The sequence below is a fragment of the Bacillus paramycoides genome, assembly GCF_001884235.1.
Classification (GTDB): Bacteria; Bacillota; Bacilli; order Bacillales; family Bacillaceae_G; genus Bacillus_A; species Bacillus_A paramycoides.
Genome location: NZ_MAOI01000079.1, coordinates 389572 through 413542 on the forward strand (window position 1 = coordinate 389572; position 23971 = coordinate 413542).

A 23971-nucleotide genomic window follows, 5' to 3' on the forward strand; every position below is an offset into this window, starting at 1 on the left:
TATAAAAGTAATAGTTTTACATATGTCTAATACATATATAAATTTTTTATAGCTTCTGAGTAGTATGTACTTCTAACCATGCATTATAAAATTCTTCAACTGACGCATAGCGTTCGCTTCGATTTTCATTTACAGCACGATAAGCTATCTCAAATAAACCTTTACTAGCTTCCCATTTTATAAAGGAACGATCTTGTCCGCCACCTAAAAGCGTGAAAGCCATTGCACCCATATTAAATACATTCGTTTTTCCATCTATTATTGCGTTAAGCTGAAATTCTTCAGGGGACATAAAGCGTGATGATCCCCATAATCGCCCCATTGTATTTATGTAAGGTTTTTTGCTGTATAAATCAATATCGCAAATTTTTGTTTCATTTGTTTTAAAGTTATACAAAATACTACCATCATAAAAATCAATAGCTACATAGTTTTTATGCTCTACATAAGCATGAAAAGAAAAAATAGAATGTAATGAAATAAGTCGGTCCTTAACGGATAATTTCTTATATTTATAAAATGGTGAGTTAGAATCTTTATATTTCGCCGGGGGTGGGAAACTCCAGTGCGGATGAAGACATTCACCATCAAACCACTCAAAAATTAAAACATATCCATGTTGTACTGGAAAGTGTTCAATTAAGTTTATAAGTGAATTGTGCTTTAATTCATTGTAAAGAATAACTGAATTTTTTAATCTTATTATCGCTGCATCTGTAGACCCTTTATATGCTATTGTTTGTGCCCCTGCATATTTAATAAATTTCTTTTGACCATTATTTTCAACCCCAAAGCAAATATTACCCGAATCTTGTTGATCAAAAGCTACAAATACTATTCCTAATTTCATAAGCCAATCAAAATTATGATGTTCTTTTAATTGGAATGTTATATTATTTAACTGAATTTCAACTGGAATATCTTTCATTATTCACCTCGTATTAAATATAATTAAATTGTATATTGCAGTATTCGACATATTTTGTGAAATCCCTATGTTATTAACGTGAAATTTTATAAATATAATGATGTACAGTTATAAGGAGGAAAGAAAATGGATGGAAAAATCATAATTAAACCGTACCAACATCATTGGCATAAAGAGTTTTTAAATGAAAAAAATAAAATTACGTCTTTATTAAATAAAGAAGTGATAACAATGGAACATATAGGAAGTACAGCGGTAGAAGGATTAGGAGCTAAACCTCTTATTGATATGATGATTGGCGTAACAAACTTACAAATTACTGAAAATTGGACTGAAAGCCTTGCGGAAATTGGATATGAATATGTTCCTAAAAAAAACTCTAATTGGCGTTTTTTTAGAAAAGGGAAATGGAGAGCTGGTACCCACCATTTACATGTTTATATTTATAATAGTGAAGAATGGAAGAACAACCTTTTATTTCGAGATTTTCTCATAAAGCATGAATGGGCACGAAAAGAATATAGAGGTTTAAAAGAAAGACTTGCTACTATATATCCTTTCGATCGAGTTGCTTATACAAATGAAAAAGCCCCGTTTATTCAAAAAATAATAATTTTAGCTAAAAGGGATCGATACAAAATTTAAGTCGTTTTGAAATTCTCATTTTATTTTAATCTTTCTCTCATGTTCCTTTCTTTTTTATTTGATACACTGCTTGTTACAAAGCCTTTATAAGTAAGGGGATAAAAAATGGAAAAGATACTAAGAAATAAATATGTTCATATATATGTTAAAATAATAGGTATTACTATTATTATTTGCAGTGTAGCATTGCTATTTATTAATGTTTTGTACGGGAATGTATTAAATGTAAAAGGGTTAAATAAGAAATTAGGTTCTTTCGGTGAATATGGGGCAATTCTAGCTGCATCATTATGGTTGTTACGTCAAATATGGTTATTTTTAAAGAAGAAAAATATGCACGGATTTAAAATAATTAAAGAGCTATATCTTTTTATAAAACAGTTTCACGTATTAATTGGATACGCTGTAATAGCTGTTGCGACTACTCACGGTATTTACTTTTTAATAAAAGGAAGTCGTCATATTATACTAATATACAGTGGTATATTTTCTCTTTTAGCCTTAATAGCATTAGGGATTGCAGGATTTATTTTACAGAAATCTAATCAGAAAACAAAATTGAAGATGTATCGAAAAGTACATCAATTCATTGCGGTTATTTTCGGAATAGGATTACTTATTCATTTAATCGTATAGGAGGAAGTATCGTTGCAACATATATTAATTATTGAAGATGAGGAAAGCTTAGCAGAGTTTTTAGAATTAGAATTAAAGTACGAAGGATATAAAGTAGACATACAACTTGATGGAAGAAAGGGATTAGAAGTAGCACTGGAAAATAGTTATGATCTCATTTTACTTGATTTAATGTTACCAGGATTAAATGGACTGGAAGTATGTCGTCGACTAAGAGCAACTAAAAATACACCTATTATTATGTTGACTGCTCGTGATAGTATTATGGACCGTGTGACAGGGTTAGATAGTGGAGCTGATGATTATCTTCCAAAACCGTTTGCGATTGAAGAACTTTTAGCACGTATGAGAGTTATATTTAGAAGAGAAGAAAATATAGAGCATAAGCACATATCTTCTCTTACGTTTAAAGACTTACAGCTTCAAATTGAATCTCGAACTATAACTAAAGGAAATGAAGAAATCGAACTTACAAATAAAGAATTCGAGCTACTGCTTATGTTTATGAAAAATATTAATCGAGTTCTTACCCGTGATATTTTACTTGACCAAGTATGGGGATATGATGCAATGGTTGAGACAAATATCGTTGATGTATATGTTCGTTATTTACGGAATAAGTTACATAGTGTAGATAAGGAGGAATATATCCAAACAGTTCGCGGTGCTGGATATATAATGAAATGATAAAAAACATTATGTACCGAATTCGAAATTTACCTATAAAGTGGAAATTAACACTTTGGTCCACTACACTTGTATTCATATTGTTTATTTTGTATAGCGCGTTACAATTCATTGTAATTAATAAGTGGACTATAGATTATGAACAGAAACAAATAAACAGACAAGTGACAGAAATAGCAGCATATTTTCAAGATAAAAATGATACACTTTCGAGCAAAACATTTGAAAACAGTAAAGAATTTCTTAACAATATGATTGATAAACATCAAATGATTCGTATTATAGGAAATGATGGAAAATCCATTGTTACTGTTTCGCGAGATTTTAATGAAGCGTGGATAGAACCAAAAATGGTTTCACAAGATGAATCATTTATAAAAAGACAGATAGAAGATCGAATTTTAATTGAACGAATACCAATTCAAACAAAAGAATTTACAGGAACTATTGAACTTGCGAAAAACTTAGAGACATTTGATCATTTATTAAAAATAATTTTAGTGGTAATGGTTATCGCCGGGATATGTGGATTAGTGCTTAGTTTTTTAGGCGGGATACTTATAACGAAAAAGCTTTTATCAAGTGTCCAAAACATAACGGATACGATGAAGCGCATTAAGAAAAACGGACTAAATGAAAGAGTTCCAGTACGAGAAAATAATGATGAACTCGCAAAATTATCGATTCTTTTTAATGAAATGATGGATGAGGTAGAAACTTCTTTTACACAGCAAAAACAGTTTGTAGAAGACGCATCGCATGAATTACGAACACCATTAACAATTATTCAAGGGCACTTATCCATGCTGAATCGATGGGGGAAAAATGATCCAGTAGTATTGGATAAATCTCTTCAATCCAGTCTAAAAGAAGTAGATCGATTAAATAAATTAGTTTCAGAATTGCTAGAGCTATCAAGAGCTGAATCAGAACAGATGCATCCAATAGCAGTCGAACAAGTCCATGTTAATAGCGTATTAAAACAAGTTACACAAAACTTTGCAGTACTTCAAACTGACTTTCAATTTGATATGAAATTGGATGCAGATGAAGCATATATTTCAATGCCATCATCTTACTTAGAGCAAGTTATTATTATTGTAATGGATAATGCAGTGAAATATGCAAAAGAAGTTAATAAGTATATTTGCATTGAATCAAGTATACAATCGGGAAAAGTTAAAATTCGCATAATAGATCATGGAGCGGGAATACCTGAAGGGGATTTACCATTTGTTCTTAATCGTTTTTATAGAGTCGATAAAGCGAGAAGTCGAAAACAGGGTGGAAATGGTCTGGGTCTATCTATAGCAAAAAGGCTTGTAGAAAAATATAACGGAGCTATTCAATTAGAGAGTAAAGAAAACGAAGGAACAATTGTTACGATTACATTTCCTTATGCTACTCATTAATAGTTAAAGGTAGAAAATTCTTTTTGAAAAAACTCTTTAAAAGGAGGAATACATTTTGTATTTCCTCCTTTTTTGATGCTTACTAATCAAATTATTTTATTTATTTCGATATTTCTAGTACATTGAAAGTATTAAGGGGGAATAATTAATGAAAGCTATTGTACATCAACATAAAAAAGGATTAAAAGGTTTAGAATATAAATTATCATCTGAGATAACTCCTAATGTTGGGGAAGTTAAAGTGAAATTAAAAGCAGCAGGTTTAAATCATCGTGATTTATTTATAATAAATAATAGAAGAGAAATGAAATCACCTTTAATTTTAGGATCAGATGGTGCAGGTATTGTTACGGAATTAGGAGAAGGTGTTTCAAATATCACACTACATACAGAGGTTATTATAAATCCTAGTATTGGATGGAATAATACTCATGAAATACCAGAATTACCTGAAGTATTAGGTGGACCAGCAGATGGAACGTTTGCCGAATATGTTATTCTGCCAGCTGAAAATGTAGTGAAAAAGCCATCCTATCTTTCGTGGGAAGAATCGGGTGTGTTATCTTTATCGGCATTAACTGCATATAGAGCGCTTTTCACAAAAGGTAGATTGAAATCCGAAGAACATGTTCTAATTCCGGGAATTGGCGGTGGTGTAGCTACTTATGCTATGTTATTTGCTAAAGCAATCGGAGCAAAGGTGAGTGTTACTTCAAGGATAGAGAGCAAAAGAAAGGCTGCAGAAAAATATGGAGCAGACTTTTCTTTTAATAGTTCTGGTAATTGGGAAGAGTGCTTACATGGCGAAAAAGTAGATTTAATTATAGATAGTATAGGGCCAGCAACTTTCTTAAAATATTTTGATATATTAAAACCAAATGGAAGAATCGTTAATTTTGGTGCAAGTTCAGGAGATAAAATTGAATTACCTTTACGAGCATTATTTTATAATCAAATCGATATTATGGGAACATCAATGGGAAGTAGTGAGGAATTTAATGAGATGATTCATTTTATAGAGGAACATAATATTAAACCAATCATTGATAAAGTATATCCATTAGAAGAAGCAATTCAAGCTTTAAATCGAATGCAGCAAGGAGAACAATTCGGTAATATAGCCCTTCGTATGAAATGAAAATATGATTTCGTAGCTAGTATATTTAAATGAACATGTTAAGTATTATATTCATACATAGAGTGTTTACCATACTATTTTAAATGTTTTATAATTTTTATACATATTTAGCACGTGTAAATAGTTACACGATTGTCAAATTAATAGTAGCAAAATGAGAATTAGATGAGAAAAGTTTAAGCCCATTTTCATATTAATGTTGTATACTGTGTAAGTCAAGAACACTTGTATCTTTATTTAAAGTACAATGAGAAAGAATAAGGAGAGAGTAATATGAATTACACAGTATTCCAATGGATTAATAATTTTGCTGGATCATCCAAGCTATTAGATACGCTAATGATCGCTATTACAAATAGTGTTCCATATGTAGCTATTTTATTTATGCTTATCCTATGGTTCAATAATGGAAAGAAAGAGAATGCAATTAGAAAACAATATACAGTGTTATATACGACACTTTCAGTTAGTATTGCATTATTAGTAAATGTTCTTATACATGTGGTATATTATCATCCGCGTCCTTTTATTACACATCATGTAAATCAATTAGTACCGCATGCAGCAGATTCATCATTTGTAAGTGATCATTCCGTACTTGTATTTTCGATTGCTTTCGCATTTATTCTTAGAGGAGAAAAACTTAAATATATCGCGCTTATATGGGCAATATTAGTCGGTGTATCACGCATGTACGTAGGTGTTCATTATCCTCTAGATATACTTGGTGCTGCGTTCTTAACATTTATTACAAGCGGATTAGTAATGCAAAGTACACGTATATTTGAACCGTTAGCAAACTTTATTTTCAAAATGTATGCACTAGTAGCAAAACGAGTTCCTTTTTTAGCGAAATATAACCACATATCGTAAACTTAAGAACCTACAAAAAGTAGGTTCTTTTTATTTTAATATTCTAAAATTTCACTTACCGTATTTAATATGTAAAAACATAAAACGATAAAAAACAATTGGCAACATAGATTGTTTTCTTATCGTTTTAGAGGAATTCACTAAAAAAACTTCGAAAAATATAGTATCTAAAATAAAAAAGCGCATATTTGCATTAATAAATTGTAAAGGAAAGGAGATAAGTATGCATAAACTTCAAACGAATAAAGGCGCTCGATATATGATGATTGCTTTTATTGTTTTGTTTCTTACTATGCTTTTACGAATATTTTATATTCAAGCTATAGGAGTCGTGCATAATGTTAATGTAAAGGATCTTGCGAATGAACAACATAACAAAAATGGAGTTCTGGAAGCAAATCGTGGTACAATTTATGACCAAAATGGGAAAGTATTAGTTCAAGATTCAACAACATATCGCATCGTTGTAAATTTAAAGGGAAAAGATAAATTAAAAGATAAAGAAGACACTGCTCAACGTTTAGCAGATGCGCTTGAAGTTGATAAAGAGGAAATCATGAAAAATTTCCATGAAGGACGTACACAAGTTGAAATTGGTAAAATTGGTCGGAATTTATCTAGAAATGTGAAGGAAACAATTAAAGATTTAAAAATACCAGGTGTATCTTTTAAAACTGAAAAAGCCAGAGTATATCCAAATGAAGATTTCGCTTCTTATATACTAGGTTTTGCAAGACCAGATGATAAAGGCAATGCAGAAGGGAAATTTGGTCTTGAAAAAAGTTTAGATAAATATTTGCGCTCTACAAATGGAAATATTTCATATGTAGGCACTCGAAAAGGAATTCCGCTTACAAATGATATAGAAAAAATAGAACCTGCTAAAAATGGGCATAACGTATATCTCACATTAGATAAACAAATTGCTAGTTTTTTAGAAGAAGCGATGAATAAAGCACAGCAACACTATGATCCTTCTATGTTAGTAGGTATTATTGCGGATCCAAAAACAGGTAAGATTTTAGCCATGTCTAGTAAGCCTAGTTATAATCCTAACAAAGGAGACATTGAATATTTTTTAAATGATCCAATTGCAAACGCATACGAGCCAGGGTCTACAATGAAAGTTTTTACATTAGCTGCAGCAATTAATGAAGGTGTATATAACGGGAGAGAATATTTCCAATCAGGAAAATACGCAGTTGGTTCAGCAGAAATTAAAGACCATAATGGTGGTTATGGATGGGGTTCTATTACATTTGATGAAGGGTTTGAACGATCATCAAATGTCGGCTTTTCTATTTTAGAAGATCAGTTATTGAAGCCAAACAACTTTAAGAAGTATATGAATAAATTTGGATTCAATCAAAAAACAGGCATAGATCTACCTGGAGAAAGTAAAAATACATTATTGTTAAACACACAGATTCAACAAGTTACTACTTCTTTCGGTCAAGGTTCAACTGTAACTCCTATTCAATTAGTACAAGCTGCTACAGCAATAGCGAATGACGGGAAAATGATGAAGCCATTTATTGTTGATAAAGTTGTAAATCCAACAAACAATCAAGTTATTATGGAAAATCAACCTAAAGAAATAGGGAATCCGATTAAAAAAGAAACTGCAGATAAGGTAAGGAACTTAATGGAGCGTGTAATAACTTCATCAAAAGGAACGGGAACGATGTATAAAGTTGATGGTTATCCGATTGGTGGTAAAACAGGAACAGCACAAATTCCAAATCCTGAAAATGGACGATATATGGAAGGAAAGGAAAATTACATTTTTTCATTTCTAGGAATGGCTCCGATTGATGATCCACAATTAGTCGTATATTTAGCCATTAAGCAACCGAATTTAAAGGGGGATGAGTACGGCGCTCAGCCTCTTGCTGAAATTTTTAAACCAGTTATGAAAAATAGTTTAGAATATTTAAAGGTGAAACCATATACAGAAAAACAAATGGCAGATGCAACGAAGCAATCTCAAATAAAAGCACAAAATTATGTGAACCAATCGATGGATAAAGTAAAAAATATTGCAGAAAAAGAGAAACTTCAGCCAGTATTATTAGGAGAAGGACAGATAATAAAACAATATCCACAGGCTGATGAGGTGATAAGTGAAGGAGATCGTATATTTCTAGTAGGAAATAATGTGAAAATACCTAACTTAAAAGGTTGGTCAATGCGTGATGTTATGTATTTATCAAAATTATTTAAATTAGATTTAAAAACGACAGGTACGGGCTATGTGACGAGTCAAAGTATTGAAAAAGGACAAGATTTACAAGAAGGGGCTACTTTAAAGCTAGATTTAGAGCCCCCGTTACAACCATTAGCAGAAGCGAATACAAATTAATAAGGATTTTGAAATAGCCTATTGTCTATAGGCTATTTTTGATAAGGTGACAAGCAATTTCACGCACCGTATTTTTTATAAAAAATATTAAATAAAACATTTATCAGTTGCTAAAACAAAAAACCTTTCATATATATAAATTAGAACAGTCGTTCAATTTTAAGGATTACACGGTGAAAGGAGCCACCTGTGACTAAAAGACGATATGATGGCGAATTAGCCAAACAAATTATAGCTGAAAAAGCCACAGAGTTATTTTCTTTAAAAGGATATACAAGGACCTCGATTGAAGACATCGCAAAAGCATCCGGCTACAGCAAAGGGCATATATATTATCATTATAAAAATAAAGAAAACTTATTTGTTTATTTAGCTAAAAACAGTATGCGAAACTGGCACGAAAAGTGGATAACAGCAGAAAAAGATTACAAGAACGCTACTGAAAAATTATATGGAATGGCTAACTATGTACTATATAATTATACAACCCCTTTATTGAAAGCAGGTCAAGAACTTGCTTCGGATCCAAGCACAAACTCTTCTACAGTTCAGCAACTTTATGGTTTAGCTGTTGTCCCCTTAACTGCATATCAACAAATTTTAGATGAAGGTATAAAAAGTGGCGAATTCTTCATAAACAATATTGAAAACTCAAGTCTTTTATTAGGAGCATGGCTAGGTGGATTATGCCAGTTTATCTATTCAATTGAAACTGAAGAATTAGAGCTCTTATTTGAAGAAGCGATTACAATTTTTTTGCTTTCTATTTCAAACAAACCTGTTTAACACTCTTACATCTTTTATTCCATTTATTTATGGAAGGGGAGTTCTGTGAAATGAAAATAGGATTATATGGAGATAGCTTAACAGAAGGAAGGCCAGGTATTTCATTTTATAACATATTAAATGAAGAATTTCCGAATGATACGTTATACAATCTTGGTAAACCAGGCGAAACGGTTATAAGTTTAACAAATCGAGTAAGCTCCCAAATACCCAAAAATCATTTTGATATTTCTTTCTTATGGATTGGTGTAAATGATATTTATACAAAACTATTAAAGGTAAAAGCAAATCCAATAACATCAAATGAAGTGGAATTTCAAGAACACTATAAGCTATTGCTCGAGAAGATTATGAGTCACTCCAACATAGTCGTTGCAGTATCGCCTACGATTGTTGGAGAAAATATAAATAGTGAATGGAATAAACAAATAAGGGTATTAGGAAACACTATATTTACACTATCGAAACAATATGAAAATGTATTGTACCTTGATTTATATAAAGAATTTGCATCATTACTCGAAAATAATAATCCCCCTGAATATATAGCAACTAACCCCATAAAGATAATGTGGGAAGCTTTATTCTTAAAAAAGCAAGAAAAAATAGATCTTGTATCACAAAAAAGAGATCTATATTTGACTTTAGATGGAGTGCATTTAAATAGTAAAGGCGCCGCATTGGTTGCTAATCAATATGCTAAAATAATTCATTTAATAAAGAAATAAGTGTATTGTGATACGTTAATTAGAACGATTGTTCAATTTCTTACTTTCGTCCGTATGCTTTATATATTGATAACAGGAGATGTTTATATGGATGAGCAAAGAGTCGCGATTATCACTGGCGGAGCTTCTGGAATTGGGAAATCTTTATCTATTCAATTAGCCAATAAGGGGCTATTTGTAATTATTGCAGATATTAATGAAACTGCTGGCCAAGAAGTTGTGAATTATATTAGAAATAACAATCAGCATGCTAGGTTTGAAAATTTAAATGTTACAAATGTTGAATCTGTCGAAAAACTGATAAATAATATATATAATGAATTTGGAAGAATTGATTATATGTTTAATAACGCAGGAATTGCTATGTACGGAGAAGTACTAGATATGTCATTAAATGATTGGAAACGAATAATTGAAATAAATTTATTAGGAGTAATTTATGGTACGCAAGCAGCTTATAAGCATATGAAAACACAAGGATTTGGACATATCATTAATACAGCATCTGCTACAGGACTAGGGCCAGCTCCACTTTGTGCTGCTTACGCTACAACAAAGCATGCTATTGTAGGGTTAACAACTTCATTACATTATGAGGCAGAAGAATACGGTGTAAATGTAAGTGTGCTTTGTCCAACTTTTGTAGATACACCTATCTTTGAAAAATCAATTGCAATAAATATGAATAAGGATCACATTATGAAACAACTAAAAACAAATAAGCCAATTTCAGCTGACAAGTTTGCTGAAATTGCACTGAAATCTATTCATAAAAATAAATTAGTAATATGTCCAATGCCATTAAAAAAAACAATGGACGTATTTTTTACTATATTTCCTTATTTTCATAAAAAACTAATGCGTTTCATATGCCGAATTGGACGAAAAGCAAAAATGACACAACTTTAAATATCTGATTATTTTTTATTTACAGTTAAATAAACTTGTGATAATATGGAAAAAATTAAATGCAGTGAAGAGAAGAGTAAATAAAATGAATTTTTCACAGAGAGCTCCATTTAGCTGAAAAGGAGTAAAAATTCTTTATTGAACCAAGCCTCTGAGCAGCACATCGGAACCTTTTATGAGGGGGTGGTGTGACGGGAGCTCCCGTTATAGAGCTAAGGTATAAGCATGAAAACAATGCAGTACCTGATAAGGTTGATATGGCGACATATTAATAAACTAGGGTGGCACCGCGATGATAAATCTCGTCCCTAAGACTTTAAGTCTTGGGGGTGGGATTTTTTTATTGTTTTAAAACAATTTAGAAAGCGGGGACCTAAAGTGAAAAAATTGCTTAAAGATTGGAAATACCCTTTATTACTACTGTCTGGAGTTGGTATTGCGAATTTAGGTGCATGGATTTACTTAATAGCACTGAATATACTTGTCTATAATATGGGAGGCTCAGCCTTAGCTGTTGCTACTTTATATGTGATAAAACCATTAGCCGCTTTATTTACAAACGCTTGGTCAGGAAGTATGATAGATCGTTTAAATAAGCGGAAGTTAATGGTTTATCTCGATATATATCGTGCAGTATTTATCGCTATTTTACCCTTGGTTCCATCCCTTTGGATTGTCTATCTCTTAGTATTCTTTATAAGCATGGCCAGTGCGATTTATGAACCAACTGCCATGACGTATATGACGAAATTAATTCCAGTAGAGCAAAGACAGCGTTTCAATTCATTACGTAGTTTAATAGGATCTGGTGCATTTCTAATTGGTCCAGCAGTGGCGGGGATATTATTAATAACTGGCACACCAGAGTTTGCAATATATATGAATGCTATAGCATTTCTGTTATCGGGGTTCATTACATTACTTTTACCTAATCTTGATAAAAAAGACGATCCTAATACATCCCGTGATAAATTGTCTCTTATTTTATTAAAGAAAGATTGGAACGTAGTTTTAAATTTTAGTAAAAAATCTGTGTATATAGTATGTGTTTACTTCTTATTCCAGGGGATGATGGTATTAGCTACCGCTATGGATTCACTTGAACTATCGTTTGCGAAAGAAGTTTTACTGTTAACAGATAGTGAGTATGGTTTCCTAGTTAGTATTGCTGGGGCAGGCTTTATTTTAGGCGCAATAACTAATACAATTTTGTCAGGAAAATTAGCACCTTCATTTCTTATAGGAGTGGGTTCGTTATTTATTGCAATCGGTTATTTAGTCTATGCTTTTTCAAATGAGTTTTTAATAGCTGCTATCGGATTCTTTATTTTATCTTTCTCTATGGCATATGCAAATACAGGATTTTATACATTTTATCAAAATAACATCCCTGTTCATATGATGGGACGGATCGGAAGTATATATGGGCTCGTTATTGCCGTTTTAACAATTTTTATTACGATACTGTTCGGTATTGCAACTCAATCCACTTCTATACAACTTGTAGTCATTGTAGGAGTATCGGTAATGCTACTTATTACTATCATATTGTGTGTGTTTACCTTATTACCTTCAAGGTCCAAGGTATATTCAGCTGAATCAATAGATTCGAAATAATTTTTTCTACCTTTTTACAATTAGTGGTACGTAATTAGAGGGTTCTTCCATTTATATATTGAACAATAATTAGGTGGAAGAACATTATTGACATATGAGGGTGGTTGTTATGATCAATACAAATGATGCGGTTGAGAGAATTGTAAAAGAACTGTACCAAGAATTAGAGTTTTCTGGAGTAGTCTTAATTAAAAGAGAAAATGACATTATCTACGAAAGCTCGTTTGGATATTCTAACCGAAGTGAACGAATAAATAATACGCTACAAACACGATTTGGCATTGCTTCAGGTTGTAAATTATTCACTGCAATTGGCATCTGTCAACTTGTTGAAAAAGGTGTAATTACTTTTCATACAAAATTAAAAGATTGTTTACATATTGAATTTCCAAACTTCGATAAAGATATTACAATACATCAACTTTTAACACATAGCTCTGGTATTCCTGATTATTTTGATGAAAGTATTATGGATAACTTTGAGGACCTTTGGAAACAAACGCCTATGTATCTTTTAAAAGGTTTAAGCGACTTTTTACCATTATTCCAAAACAGTACTATGATATTTGCACCAGGAAGTAAGTTTCACTACAACAATGCCGGTTTTATCATACTTGGATTAATTATAGAACAACAGACGGGACTCGAATTTACGGAATATATAAAAAAGAATATATTCATGCCAATTGGAATGAATGATTCCGGCTATTTTTCTTTAGATAAATTACCAACGCATACAGCCCTTGGATATATAAAAGATGGAAATAACGAAAAGTGGAGAACAAATACATACTCTATACCTATAAAGGGCGGTGCTGATGGTGGGGCTTACATTACCGCACCGGACATGTTGAAATTTTGGGAGGCTCTATTTAACAATGAAATATTAAACCGCGAATATACGAAGTTACTTTTAACTCCTCACATTTTGGTAAACGATAGTCAGTCTTACGGCTATGGAATATGGATTGAGAAAAAACAAAACAACATTATTAAATATCATGTAATGGGTTATGATCCAGGTGTGAGTTTTCGCTCGGCCGTATACCCAGACTTAGGAATTACATTAGTTATTCCATCAAATAAAGGGGCAGGACCTGAAAAATTAATGGCAGAAATAGAAGGAGTTTTTTGATTACATGGATATTAAGATTAGGGCATATAAAAAAGACGATGAAATAGGCTGGGTACGTTGTCGTGCGTTATCTTTTTTAGATACTGCATATTATGATAATGTATTTAGAGAGAAAGAAAAATATGAAAATCCTGCTATTGAATTAGTAGCTGTACACGAAGATCAAATAGTGGGTTTGATAGATATTGAATACGAATTAGAAGAACGTACTGTTTGTTCAAGAGGAACTGGTCTTGGCGGTATGATTTGGCATATTGCAGTTCATCCCGATTTTCGCAGAATGAGAATTGGTAATCAGCTATTAAATGAAGCAGAAAAGTTAGCGAAAGAACTTAAGCTAAATCGACTGGAAGCATGGACTAGAGATGATTTATGGGTTCAACAATGGTATGGAAATAATGATTTTGTAAACGTAGATTCCTATTTACATGTATATTCTGATCATACAGATGAAATAAAAGATGTGATAAATAGTAATATAAAACAGTTATATCCGGTTCAAACATTTGCTCATTATACAGGTGAAAATAAAGAAGAAATAAGAAAACAATTTAAACGGGTTCATGATTGCATCTGCTTTGAAAAGTATTTTAGTTAATGCGATAAGCGATAAATCGAAAACCTTCATTTTATATACAAAATGAAGGTTTTCTTTAATGGATTTCAATTATAGAAACATAAAAATTATGTTATATATACACTTAATTATTAGGGTTTGTTATATCAGTTTGTATTGAATTGTTACAATTAATTGAGTCGATAATTAGTGGATGGGGACGCATTACCGATATTGATGATGTAATCTGTAACGTTCTAGGTTCTATTCTTGGATATTTCATTTATAAAATCACTTTAAAACTAGCTGCTAAATTTAACATTCAAGTATTAGATAAAACTAATTCTAAAGGTGTAGAATCTAAGGAGAACTAAAAGTTTAAACGAGTTCATAAAAAATGTACTTGTTTTGAATAAAGGTACTAAAAGACGTACAAGTAAAAAGTGCGTCTTTTTGCTTTTATAAATAATGCTTAGGACTGATGAAAAATCACATTCTATATTTTACAATTCAAAGTAGCTATTGTATTTCAAGTATGGAATAAAGAAAGGGAAATATAATTTTTAAAGGGAAGTGAGTAAATAGGGGGGGATTTAATTGGATATTATCGTTGTTATTCTTATTATCGTTTTAATGCAAGGGAAAGAACGTAAAATAAAAATTAATCGTATTTGGCTCGTTCCAGCTTTATTGTGTTATGTAACAACTCAATCCATTGTTCACATGGAGCAAGTAACTTTATTGCAAGGACTTCTTTTCGTTGCAATGCTTGGAATTGGATTGGTCCTTGGAATTATAAGAGGCAAAGCTTTAACATTTCGATTAGATAGTGAAACGGGTCATGTATTACGAAAAGGAAATTTGTTAAGTACAGTTATTCTCCTTGTTATTTTAGGTGCGAAAATCGTAATTAAGCAAAGCATGTTTTCTGGCAGTACGCCCTATACATTAATGATTGTAACGAATGCCTTTTTATGTATCACATTAGGTACTGTTATTAGTAGACGATATTATATTTGGAAGAAATATAATGAATTAACACAAAAAGTATAAAAAATTCATCCCTTGTTTAACAATCTTTTGAATGGTGATACTAATTAACATTGAACTTTTTATAATAAGGGATGATATTATGATTTTTATCTATACAGACTTCGGTGGAACACATACAACTTCACTCGCTGCAGCTTATCATCTAAATAAATTACCAACTGATCGGAAGTTAACGAAAGAAGAAATTTTAAATGTGGATTACTTTAATAAATTGAAAACAGAAGATATGGGGAAAATTATTTTTCATGGACAAGATGAATATGGGAATCCTGTATATACAATTGGATGCGGGGCATCAAAAGTCGTTGTACCTGCGATGAAGCATTTAGGAGAGATTCTGCAAAAACATTATCAAAGCCATGAAAAGATTATTTTTTCTAATACATCACCAACAGTTCCTTTACCAATGACTTTAGGTGGTCTGTTTTCTAGAAGGTTACACATCGACTTTATCGGTGTACCGTTACTCGTATGGGGAGCGAAAATTTGCTGTGATAACATACAACGACTTGTAAGTTATACGAAAGAAGCTGGGCGAATGACCAATGATTATGTTGTAATTTTAGATAATGAAACTTTTAAATAATGTATTATTAGAGAAAAATCGGGAAAATATCCTGATTTTCTTTTTTATTTGTGAAATAGACAAAAAATATTCACATTTAATATTCATCTACTATAGCAAAAATAAGAAAGTCCTGTTACTATTACAGGGATATTCTCTTTTTGTAATATAAATATATAGAAAAGTCAGAAAAGAGGAATAGAATTAAGGGAGGAACAACATGAAGCGTGTTGCTTGGATTACTGATAGTACAACTGCGAGTTTTACAACAGAAGGAGATAACTTTGTTATCCCAATTGAAGTTATTATTGATGGAGTGCCGTACAAAGATTGTGAAGAAGGTGTGCGTGAACGCGTCTATAATGCGTTAAACGAAGGTAAAACTGTCACTACATCACAGCCAAACATTGGGGAAATGGTAGAGTTATTTACGAAATGTAAAGAAGAATACGAAGAAGGATTCGCAGTCGCTATTAGCGGAAAAGTAAGTGGAACATATCAAAATATGAAGCTAGCTGCAGAAATGGCAGGTTTCCATTTAACTGTATTAGATAGTGAAACAACAAGTTATCCAATGGATGAACTAATTAGAAAAGCGAAATCGTTATACAATGATGGTATGACTTTACAAGATATACACAAAACATTAGTAGATGAAAAAAGAAGACCTTTTCATGTATTTCCAAAGAGTTTAAAAGGTCTATATGCAAGTGGTCGTGTAAAAGGAGTTCAATTTTTACTTGGAAGTTTATTAAGTGTCAACTTAATTTTGGAAGTAAAAGGTGGGGAACTTTTACTTGAAAAGAAAGTACGCAAAATCCAAAAGTGTAGAGAATACATTAAAAATGAGCTTGAGAAAGAGCTACCAAAAGTACTCCATATGTTCCATGCTAATGATAAAGATGGTGCTGAGGAATGGATTTCAGATATAAGACAAGCATTCCCTGAAATGGATTTCAAACTGTATCCATTACCAATTTCATTTGCTGTTCATGCCGGTGAAGGTACAATAGCAATTAGTTATTAAAAGGAAAACCCGTGAATGATTCACGGGTTTTTTATTATATAAAACCTTCATTACATCATCCCCGTATCATAAATAATAATGTATAGATAAAAGGATTTTCTACTATAAAAAAAGAAGTATTTATAAACAAATACTATAATGGTAGTGATATTATGAAAATCGGTAAGTTCGGAAAGATAAATAATCTAAGTATAGATACAATCAGACATTATATGGATCTCGGACTAATTATTCCTGAAAAGAAGGGTGGCCACTATTTTTTTGATGCGTATTGTCAAAAAGATGTAGAGCTTATATTAGAGTACAAATGGCTAGGATTTAGCTTGAATGAAATAAAAGAACTTTTTCTTTATAAAAATTTAGCGAAATCTATGAATTACGAAAAAGATACTTTTTACCAATCTTTATTTAAATTGAAATACGAAAAGATTGAACAAGAAATACAAATTTTAGAGGAGAGAAGAGATAAATTAAAAGAAGTGTTAAATGATTTATCTCTAACAAATGAAACTTCGAATTCTATTTTAGGGATAGATTTAAGCGTACTTCATTTACTTATATGTTCTAAGTGTAGCAAAAACTTAATTCTTCAAAATGGAATTATTAAAAGCAATCAAATTACAGAGGGGAAGTTAATTTGTAACTGTGGTGAAGAATACATTATTACTTCAGGGATTATAACAGCTGGTAATTTATTTAAAGCATATGAGCGAACTTCACTTGAAGATTCTATTTCGGATTATATTCATGAAACTGATACTGCATATTTGGAAAATATGCATAGAGAAGGAGAATGGGCGAAAAAGAAACTAATACAATTAGATTTAAATAACAAAATACTACTTGATATAGGATCGGGTCTTGGGTTCTTTTTGCGAAACATTTATGAAGAACTACCCGAAGATTGCTTATATATTGCAGTTGATCGAGATTTGAATAAACTGCTATTTTTAAAAGATGTATTAGAGAGAAGCAATCCGAAAAGAAACATCCTCTTTATCTGTGCTGATTTTTTAAATATACCTATTCAGAATCAGTCTGTTGATATTGTAATTGATCAGTCTGGTACTAGTAATTACAGTTTTGAGCATGAAGATTTTTTACTTCACAAATTAAATTCTCTTTTAAAACCTGATTGTTTTTTATTAAGTTTATTTATTTTATTTAAAAATTTTAGCATAAACAGCCAAATTGTAACTAGGTTTCGAGAAAATTTTACACTTTCAAAAGTAACGAAAGAAATCCAAAATCTACAGTTTCAATCCATTGATGAAAGAACTTCAAGTTATTTGGAACGAGGCGGAAAATACGAGGATTTCTTTGTTCAAGGAGAAGAAATTTATACATATTCATTTTTCGGAAAAAGATGGGGGTAATCCCATCTCTACATGAATGTGCGACATAGAAAAGTTGTATATGACACCTAAGATATCAAATAAGGTTTTCATCTCATACCTATGGGATTTTCGTCCGTTTTTCTGTAAGAGATTAAACAGCAGTTTTATATACTCATTACGTTTTAATTTATTATTGCTATTTCTTTTGGACTTATAATAGTTATGATAATTAAAGCTTTTGGAAAATAAACATTGAGTGATTAATCAACATTTGTCTATAATCTTTATTGAAAATATTATAATATTTTAAGTGAGCGTTATCTACTTAATATTCAGCACGTTAATGGGAATTACTAATTACGTTTAGGAAAGTTTGGTGAACGAGTTATGTCTAAAGTGGATAGGAGAATAACAAAAAGTCAAAAAGCTATTAAAAAAGCTATTACTGAACTGATGTGTACAAAATCATTTGATGACATTACTATACAGGATATTGCTAATAGCGCAGATGTTAACCGAGGAACCATTTATCTTCATTATATTGATAAATATGATTTGTTGGATAAACTTATTGAGGAACATATTAACGAATTGCGTGGAATCTGTGAGATGCCATCTCAAAGTGCTTCTACAGATGGGATCACTAGCTCATTCGAATATTTTGAAAGCAATTATATATTTTTTTCAGCGATGTTATGCAGCAAAGGAGCCCCATTCTTCCGAAAACGGTTCCTGGAGTTTTTCATTGAAAGTATCAAGGATGCTAGGAGGATAAATACAAATGAGGGGAAAAATAAAGGGGTAAAAGAAGAAGTTATTCTTCAATTTTTGGGGGCGGCTTGCGTACAAGTAGTGGAGTGGTGGTTTATGAACAAAATGCCTTATCCACCACATGTAATGGAGCAACAACTTGAGATATTGATTGAAAGAAATATATAGGTGTTCCTATTACAGTTTTAACCCTACTTATCATTTTGAAAACTATAAAAGGTATACGTAAATGATAAAAATGTACCCTATAGAATAGACATAGAAAAAAGTCCATTCTATAGGGTATTTCTTGGATGATAAGAGAAAAATTAAGAATATAGTAGGTTCAAAATAACAAAAAAACTATTTAGAGGAAAGAAATCCGAATTTTAATAGGATCGTAAATTGAAAAATCCTCTTAAGTGTTATTAGTTACCATACTTCAGTTTGAAAATCTCCTCAATTTCCTCGTCAATTGAGGAATATTTGGGAATCCAATGTAATACATTAGTTGCTTTGGTACTGTTTAAATTTGCATTTATTCCGAACACAAGGGAGGGAGCCTCTCCCCAAAGTACTTTAGCTTCTTCGAACGAAATACTGTTTGTTTGTACAACAAAACCTAGTTTGTCACTGATTGACAGGGCAATGCTTTTCATATTCATGTCGAAACTTGCTGGATGATACAGTTCACCAGCAGGAGAATTCTTCAATGCTAACCAATAGAGCTCTGCTAAATCTTCTACATGAACAAAGGAGATAAGATTTTCCCCCTCATTAATATAAAAGCTAGCTTTTTCTTTCATGGCCGTATCAATTAAAAATGGGAACATAAAGTTTTTTCCCTTACCATAAATGTGAGGAATTCTAATAACAATCGATCTAATTCCAAAGTCTGCTGCCTGTAAAACCATATTTTCTGTTTCTACCCTCTTGGCAACAAAAGAAGGTGGATTAATCGCAGGTATTTCTTCAGACATATGTGGAGCTGCTTCTCCGATTTTTTGTAAGTCCGCAATAACCATTGCACCACTTGAATATATAAAGGTTTTATTTGTTCCTTTCATTGTATCTAGAACTGTTTTGATAGCTTCGTGATCCTCATTAAACGCAGGAGCTCCATCATTAAATGCATTACCTGGTGCAGCTACATGAATCACTGCATCTACTTGTTCTGTAGCTACTTTTAATGTTTCTGGTTTAAAAATATCTCCCTTTATTGGGGAAATGCCCATTCTTTTTATTTTTTTATATGATTCTATAGATCTAGCCAATCCATAAAGTTCAACATTTTGTTTTTTGAAATTTTCTACAATCGTTGAACCTAGGTATCCAGTTGCGCCAATAATAAGTACTTTCATACATGTACCTCCTAAATATTCATTATAAAACTTGTTTGTAATATCAGTTAAAGCAAATGAGATCTTGTTAATCAACAACTGTTTATAATTATAATTAATAGGAAACTACATACAATGGTTAAATTAGCTGGATTTGTTGGATATTCAACAAAAGTGTTGAAAGTGTTAATTATTTTAAGGTGTTTTGGTGAACTCATGTATTAAAATGAATTCAGCATCTTAATTAGAAAGTGTTTATAAGAGTGTTGAATAGATAATCAAAAGATTAATAGTCTATGGCTAAATAAAAAAAGTCCGGTTTTATAACCGGACTTTTTATTAAAACAAGCGATTCACTTCCTCTTTTACTTATTAGACGAATTATATAGTAACACCAAAGTTAAATTAAATAGAAGTGTGCATATCTATACGTTTAGCACTCACATGGCATTCTCTTGTCAGCGTATGTCTAGTGATAGAAAAGATAGCCAAACCTAAAGATAGAAGAACTAGAAATCCGCCAACCCAGGTCATGTTGGCGACTTTATTTACTTGCTTTAAAGCTATACCTCCGACTGCAGACCCGAGTGAAATTCCGATTTGTAGTACGGAATTATTAAAGCTTTGCTGTATATCTGATGTGTCTGGGGCGGTTTGGATTAAATACCTTTGTTGATTTTATCGTTGTGGGAGTATACCAAAACCTTAAGCTGATGGTCATGGGGTTAACCCATCTTTTTAAATTTTTCTTTTAGAAGTTTTTAATAATAGCATATTGATATTGGGTTGACCCGAGAACTTATACTGTACGTAATACAAAGTTCAGCGGGAGGGAAAAGTTATGGGGAGTTTACGATTACGTTTAGAAAATAAAAAAAGCAATCAAGAACTAAGAAATATTTGTCTCTATTCAATTGCGAAAACAGTATCTATATTTGGTAGCTCTATTTATAGTTTCGCATTAGGGTTATATGTTTTACAAATAACTGGGTCAGCATTCAATTTTGCACTTACGCTCATATTAGGAACTATTCCAATGATTATTATAAATCCATTTGCCGGCGTAATCGCAGATAAGGTTGATAAAAAGAAGCTGGTTGTTTGTATGGATCTACTTAATGGAGGGGTATTAATCGCAGTATATATATTCAGCAGCAATTATGGATTAAACTTATTCATCATTTATACTACTACCTTTCTTATGACGGTATTTACAACATTTTTTGGAATAGGATTAGAAGCCGCAAAACCAAATATTGTCTCTAAAGAGAGGCTTATGAGTATTAACTCTATAAGTAAAATTATCGATTCTGTATCTTTAATTCTCGGTCCTATGCTAGGTGGCATCGTTTTTGTTTTCTTAGATATAAAAAATTTTATTATTATAAATGGTATTTCATTTATTCTTTCGGGCATATCCATGTTGTTTATTCACTTTAAATTGTTCGAGTGCAACATAAATGAGGAATGTTCACAAACAGGCATTAATTTTATCAAAGATATAAAAGAGGGATTTTCTTACTTAATTGAAAATGAAAGCTTAAAGAATACGTTTAGTATTTTAATATCACTTAATTTCTTCTTAGGCTTTGCAGTAACTGTTCCATTGCCATACATTATTAACACGGTTCTCAATCTAAGTTCTAAACAATTTGGGATGATTCAAGGGACTTTTCCAGTAGGGATGATAGTTGGTGCAATACTAGTAAAAAAGATAACTAATCGTTTTTCTTACTCCTATCTTTTAAAAAAGTTAAGTTTTATGTTGGCAGTTTTTATGATTATTTCAGGAATTCCAGTTTTATTCAAAAGTTTTGAAGTAAATGGTTTTGCATACGTTATTACGTATTGTGTTGTTATGTTCTTTTTAGGGCTAATTATAGTTCTAATTGATATACCATTAGCTTGTTTCATGCAAAAAGAGATTCCAAATGAATATAGAGGGAGAGTACTCAGCATTGGATTAAGTATAGGTAAAATGATGCTCCCTATAGCAATGGCACTATCAGGTATATTATTAAACTATATTCCAGCCTATACTATTCCAATTATAGGAGGAATCTTTTATCTAATATTGAATAAGGTTTCTTCAAATCGTTTAATATTAGAAGTTCATTCGAAAGATTATAGTGTTTAGTAGCTTCTTAAATTGTTTATTAAGTAGTGTTATAAAATTAATTATAGAATAGTATCTGATTGTCATACCGTAAATTTACTAGAGGAGTATGTTTTAGTATGGGAAGAAACGAATGCAGCAATTCTTGAAGGTGAGTTTTTGGTAATGAGTTTACACAAGAAAACTATAAAAGAAGTGTAAAGTTAACCTTTAAATTCATTTTGAAAAATGGAGAAGATTTCATTAGTACAAAAAGGGGTACCACCAACATTTTGATATAAAACCCACACTAATACATTTTATAGAATTTAAAAAACAGCCTTCCTTACGTTAAAGGAAAGCTGTTTTTTAAATTGAACTCAAAATCCCATAAAAAAGAATAATGTGTAGGTTACAATATAAATGTACAAATTATCAAAAAAATCTTTTGTTTAAATTATAAAATATGAACTATACAGAGGTGTTGAGGAATGGATTACTTTGAAAGTATACAAAAATCAATTGAATTCATTGAAAAGAACTTACTGATATTACCGATGTCTTAAATTCAATATCTCCAAATGAAAATGAAGATTTACATACCCATTGAGGAATAATTTTAAGGAGAGAATAACATGAATTTAGAAATGATTTTTGGAGATTTCCCAATATTGGAGTCTGCTAATCTAGTATTAAGAAAAATTGAAGAGGAACACTTACAAGAAGTATATATGATCTATGACAACGAAAATGTATTTGAATATTGCGGGATCATTCCTAAACATAATATACAAACGGTAAAGAAGATGATTGGTCATTTTGATAGGGATTACCATAAAAAAAGTAGAGTTAAGTGGGGAATCTTTCAGAAAAAGCAAAGTAATACATTGTTGGGAATTATAGAAGCTATGGATTTTAATCAAAAAGTGAACATGGTATCTATTGGTTACTTTTTAGCAGAGGACAATTGGAGAAAGGGCATTGCAACTGAATCCGTTCGTATGCTATTAAAATTTTTATTTGATGAAGTGAATGTAAATAGAATTCAAGCAGAAGTCATGCCCGCAAACGAAGCTTCAACTAAGGTTCTCTTAAAAAACGGTTTTATAAAGGAAGGATTGTTAAGACAAGCCACATTATGGTCTGGTAAGGGAGTTGTCGATTTAGAAATATTCGGTATCCTCAAAGAAGAATACATGAATATTTAAAATTTCTAACCAGTTCTCTTTTGAACGGGGTTATATGTTTGATAAATAAGAAAAACAATTAAGTTCATATCCCGAAAATGTACGTTTAGAGAATAATCATTACTTGAGAGGGTAATTTCGTGGATAAGATTTTTGGATATACCCGTTGTTCATAAATTATCAAAAGCGCAGGCGTATCATCCTG

At 31.4% G+C, this 23971-nt stretch carries 22 protein-coding genes, 2 pseudogenes and 1 other annotated feature; of the genes and pseudogenes, 21 read left to right on the plus strand and 3 right to left on the minus strand.

What is annotated here, in order from left to right:
- Positions 1 to 46: 46 nt before the first annotated feature.
- Positions 47 to 928 carry a protein kinase family protein gene (locus tag BAU28_RS18180; protein ID WP_071719433.1) on the minus strand — a complete coding sequence of 294 codons (882 nt, stop codon included), beginning with the start codon at positions 926 to 928 and terminating at the stop codon, positions 47 to 49.
- A 126-nt stretch (positions 929 to 1054) separates the two neighbouring features.
- On the opposite strand from BAU28_RS18180, the gene BAU28_RS18185 reads away from it, so the two are divergent.
- From BAU28_RS18185 to BAU28_RS18275, 19 genes and pseudogenes are all read left to right on the plus strand, one after another.
- Complete coding sequence (locus BAU28_RS18185; protein ID WP_071719434.1) at positions 1055 to 1573, plus strand: GrpB family protein; 519 nt, start codon at positions 1055 to 1057, stop codon at positions 1571 to 1573.
- A gap of 105 nt (positions 1574 to 1678) precedes the next feature.
- Positions 1679 to 2209 carry a hypothetical protein gene (locus BAU28_RS18190; RefSeq protein ID WP_071719435.1) on the plus strand — a complete coding sequence of 177 codons (531 nt, stop codon included), beginning with the start codon at positions 1679 to 1681 and terminating at the stop codon, positions 2207 to 2209.
- 12 nt (positions 2210 to 2221) lie between these two features.
- Positions 2222 to 2896 (plus strand): response regulator transcription factor, encoded by a 675-nt coding sequence (locus tag BAU28_RS18195; protein ID WP_071719436.1) that lies wholly within the window; start codon positions 2222 to 2224, stop codon positions 2894 to 2896.
- Positions 2893 to 4308, plus strand: coding sequence for a HAMP domain-containing sensor histidine kinase (locus BAU28_RS18200; RefSeq protein WP_071719437.1), 1416 nt, complete (start codon positions 2893 to 2895; stop codon positions 4306 to 4308). The genes BAU28_RS18195 and BAU28_RS18200 overlap by 4 nt, the downstream gene beginning before the upstream one ends.
- Before the next feature lie 148 nt (positions 4309 to 4456).
- Positions 4457 to 5446, plus strand: coding sequence for a zinc-binding dehydrogenase (locus BAU28_RS18205; RefSeq protein ID WP_048373738.1), 990 nt, complete (start codon positions 4457 to 4459; stop codon positions 5444 to 5446).
- Between the two features lie 273 nt (positions 5447 to 5719).
- Entirely contained in the window at positions 5720 to 6319 is a 600-nt protein-coding gene (locus BAU28_RS18210; RefSeq protein ID WP_071719438.1) for an undecaprenyl-diphosphatase, read from the plus strand.
- Positions 6320 to 6542: 223 nt separating this feature from the next.
- The gene (locus tag BAU28_RS18215) at positions 6543 to 8681 is read left to right on the plus strand and encodes a penicillin-binding protein (protein ID WP_071719439.1); all 2139 of its coding nucleotides are present in this window, start codon (positions 6543 to 6545) and stop codon (positions 8679 to 8681) included.
- Positions 8682 to 8870: 189 nt separating this feature from the next.
- Positions 8871 to 9467 carry a TetR/AcrR family transcriptional regulator gene (locus BAU28_RS18220; protein ID WP_071719440.1) on the plus strand — a complete coding sequence of 199 codons (597 nt, stop codon included), beginning with the start codon at positions 8871 to 8873 and terminating at the stop codon, positions 9465 to 9467.
- A 50-nt stretch (positions 9468 to 9517) separates the two neighbouring features.
- Positions 9518 to 10195 carry an SGNH/GDSL hydrolase family protein gene (locus tag BAU28_RS18225; protein ID WP_071719441.1) on the plus strand — a complete coding sequence of 226 codons (678 nt, stop codon included), beginning with the start codon at positions 9518 to 9520 and terminating at the stop codon, positions 10193 to 10195.
- Between the two features lie 87 nt (positions 10196 to 10282).
- Positions 10283 to 11104 carry an SDR family NAD(P)-dependent oxidoreductase gene (locus BAU28_RS18230; RefSeq protein ID WP_071719442.1) on the plus strand — a complete coding sequence of 274 codons (822 nt, stop codon included), beginning with the start codon at positions 10283 to 10285 and terminating at the stop codon, positions 11102 to 11104.
- A 55-nt stretch (positions 11105 to 11159) separates the two neighbouring features.
- Positions 11160 to 11417, plus strand: a binding site (T-box leader).
- Positions 11418 to 11482: 65 nt separating this feature from the next.
- The gene (locus tag BAU28_RS18235; RefSeq protein ID WP_071719443.1) at positions 11483 to 12721 is read left to right on the plus strand and encodes an MFS transporter; all 1239 of its coding nucleotides are present in this window, start codon (positions 11483 to 11485) and stop codon (positions 12719 to 12721) included.
- Between the two features lie 109 nt (positions 12722 to 12830).
- Positions 12831 to 13856 (plus strand): serine hydrolase domain-containing protein, encoded by a 1026-nt coding sequence (locus BAU28_RS18240; RefSeq protein ID WP_071719444.1) that lies wholly within the window; start codon positions 12831 to 12833, stop codon positions 13854 to 13856.
- 4 nt (positions 13857 to 13860) lie between these two features.
- Positions 13861 to 14454 carry a GNAT family N-acetyltransferase gene (locus tag BAU28_RS18245; protein ID WP_071719445.1) on the plus strand — a complete coding sequence of 198 codons (594 nt, stop codon included), beginning with the start codon at positions 13861 to 13863 and terminating at the stop codon, positions 14452 to 14454.
- 107 nt (positions 14455 to 14561) lie between these two features.
- Positions 14562 to 14786, plus strand: a pseudogene (locus BAU28_RS18250) (VanZ family protein); the annotation flags it as partial.
- A gap of 223 nt (positions 14787 to 15009) precedes the next feature.
- Positions 15010 to 15465, plus strand: coding sequence for a CcdC protein domain-containing protein (locus BAU28_RS18255; RefSeq protein WP_071719446.1), 456 nt, complete (start codon positions 15010 to 15012; stop codon positions 15463 to 15465).
- 79 nt (positions 15466 to 15544) lie between these two features.
- The gene (locus BAU28_RS18260; RefSeq protein WP_071719447.1) at positions 15545 to 16051 is read left to right on the plus strand and encodes a DUF3189 family protein; all 507 of its coding nucleotides are present in this window, start codon (positions 15545 to 15547) and stop codon (positions 16049 to 16051) included.
- Between the two features lie 199 nt (positions 16052 to 16250).
- Positions 16251 to 17057 (plus strand): DegV family protein, encoded by an 807-nt coding sequence (locus tag BAU28_RS18265; RefSeq protein WP_025149091.1) that lies wholly within the window; start codon positions 16251 to 16253, stop codon positions 17055 to 17057.
- A 152-nt stretch (positions 17058 to 17209) separates the two neighbouring features.
- Positions 17210 to 18433: a methyltransferase domain-containing protein gene (locus tag BAU28_RS18270; protein WP_071719448.1), complete on the plus strand. Its 1224-nt coding sequence runs from the start codon at positions 17210 to 17212 to the stop codon at positions 18431 to 18433.
- A 348-nt stretch (positions 18434 to 18781) separates the two neighbouring features.
- The gene (locus BAU28_RS18275; RefSeq protein WP_025149089.1) at positions 18782 to 19333 is read left to right on the plus strand and encodes a TetR/AcrR family transcriptional regulator; all 552 of its coding nucleotides are present in this window, start codon (positions 18782 to 18784) and stop codon (positions 19331 to 19333) included.
- A gap of 239 nt (positions 19334 to 19572) precedes the next feature.
- Here the strand turns inward: BAU28_RS18275 and BAU28_RS18280 are convergent, their stop codons facing one another.
- Complete coding sequence (locus BAU28_RS18280) at positions 19573 to 20505, minus strand: NAD-dependent epimerase/dehydratase family protein (protein WP_071719449.1); 933 nt, start codon at positions 20503 to 20505, stop codon at positions 19573 to 19575.
- 384 nt (positions 20506 to 20889) lie between these two features.
- A pseudogene (locus BAU28_RS30995) lies at positions 20890 to 21159 on the minus strand (MFS transporter); the annotation flags it as partial.
- A gap of 166 nt (positions 21160 to 21325) precedes the next feature.
- On the opposite strand from BAU28_RS30995, the gene BAU28_RS18290 reads away from it, so the two are divergent.
- Complete coding sequence (locus BAU28_RS18290) at positions 21326 to 22621, plus strand: MFS transporter (RefSeq protein ID WP_071719450.1); 1296 nt, start codon at positions 21326 to 21328, stop codon at positions 22619 to 22621.
- 593 nt (positions 22622 to 23214) lie between these two features.
- Entirely contained in the window at positions 23215 to 23787 is a 573-nt protein-coding gene (locus tag BAU28_RS18295) for a GNAT family N-acetyltransferase (protein WP_071719451.1), read from the plus strand.
- Positions 23788 to 23971 lie beyond the last annotated feature (184 nt).

Excerpts from the sequence above, each read along its gene's own strand:
- BAU28_RS18180 (WP_071719433.1), bottom strand. The coding sequence starts at position 928 with ATGAAAGATATTCCAGTTGAAATTCAGTTAAATAATATAACATTCCAA.
- BAU28_RS18185 (WP_071719434.1), top strand. The coding sequence starts at position 1,055 with ATGGATGGAAAAATCATAATTAAACCGTACCAACATCATTGGCATAAA.
- BAU28_RS18190 (WP_071719435.1), top strand. The coding sequence starts at position 1,679 with ATGGAAAAGATACTAAGAAATAAATATGTTCATATATATGTTAAAATA.
- BAU28_RS18200 (WP_071719437.1), top strand. The coding sequence starts at position 2,893 with ATGATAAAAAACATTATGTACCGAATTCGAAATTTACCTATAAAGTGG.
- BAU28_RS18205 (WP_048373738.1), top strand. The coding sequence starts at position 4,457 with ATGAAAGCTATTGTACATCAACATAAAAAAGGATTAAAAGGTTTAGAA.
- BAU28_RS18210 (WP_071719438.1), top strand. The coding sequence starts at position 5,720 with ATGAATTACACAGTATTCCAATGGATTAATAATTTTGCTGGATCATCC.
- BAU28_RS18215 (WP_071719439.1), top strand. The coding sequence starts at position 6,543 with ATGCATAAACTTCAAACGAATAAAGGCGCTCGATATATGATGATTGCT.
- BAU28_RS18225 (WP_071719441.1), top strand. The coding sequence starts at position 9,518 with ATGAAAATAGGATTATATGGAGATAGCTTAACAGAAGGAAGGCCAGGT.
- BAU28_RS18230 (WP_071719442.1), top strand. The coding sequence starts at position 10,283 with ATGGATGAGCAAAGAGTCGCGATTATCACTGGCGGAGCTTCTGGAATT.
- BAU28_RS18240 (WP_071719444.1), top strand. The coding sequence starts at position 12,831 with ATGATCAATACAAATGATGCGGTTGAGAGAATTGTAAAAGAACTGTAC.
- BAU28_RS18245 (WP_071719445.1), top strand. The coding sequence starts at position 13,861 with ATGGATATTAAGATTAGGGCATATAAAAAAGACGATGAAATAGGCTGG.
- BAU28_RS18260 (WP_071719447.1), top strand. The coding sequence starts at position 15,545 with ATGATTTTTATCTATACAGACTTCGGTGGAACACATACAACTTCACTC.
- BAU28_RS18265 (WP_025149091.1), top strand. The coding sequence starts at position 16,251 with ATGAAGCGTGTTGCTTGGATTACTGATAGTACAACTGCGAGTTTTACA.
- BAU28_RS18270 (WP_071719448.1), top strand. The coding sequence starts at position 17,210 with ATGAAAATCGGTAAGTTCGGAAAGATAAATAATCTAAGTATAGATACA.
- BAU28_RS18275 (WP_025149089.1), top strand. The coding sequence starts at position 18,782 with ATGTCTAAAGTGGATAGGAGAATAACAAAAAGTCAAAAAGCTATTAAA.
- BAU28_RS18280 (WP_071719449.1), bottom strand. The coding sequence starts at position 20,505 with ATGAAAGTACTTATTATTGGCGCAACTGGATACCTAGGTTCAACGATT.
- BAU28_RS18290 (WP_071719450.1), top strand. The coding sequence starts at position 21,326 with ATGGGGAGTTTACGATTACGTTTAGAAAATAAAAAAAGCAATCAAGAA.
- BAU28_RS18295 (WP_071719451.1), top strand. The coding sequence starts at position 23,215 with ATGAATTTAGAAATGATTTTTGGAGATTTCCCAATATTGGAGTCTGCT.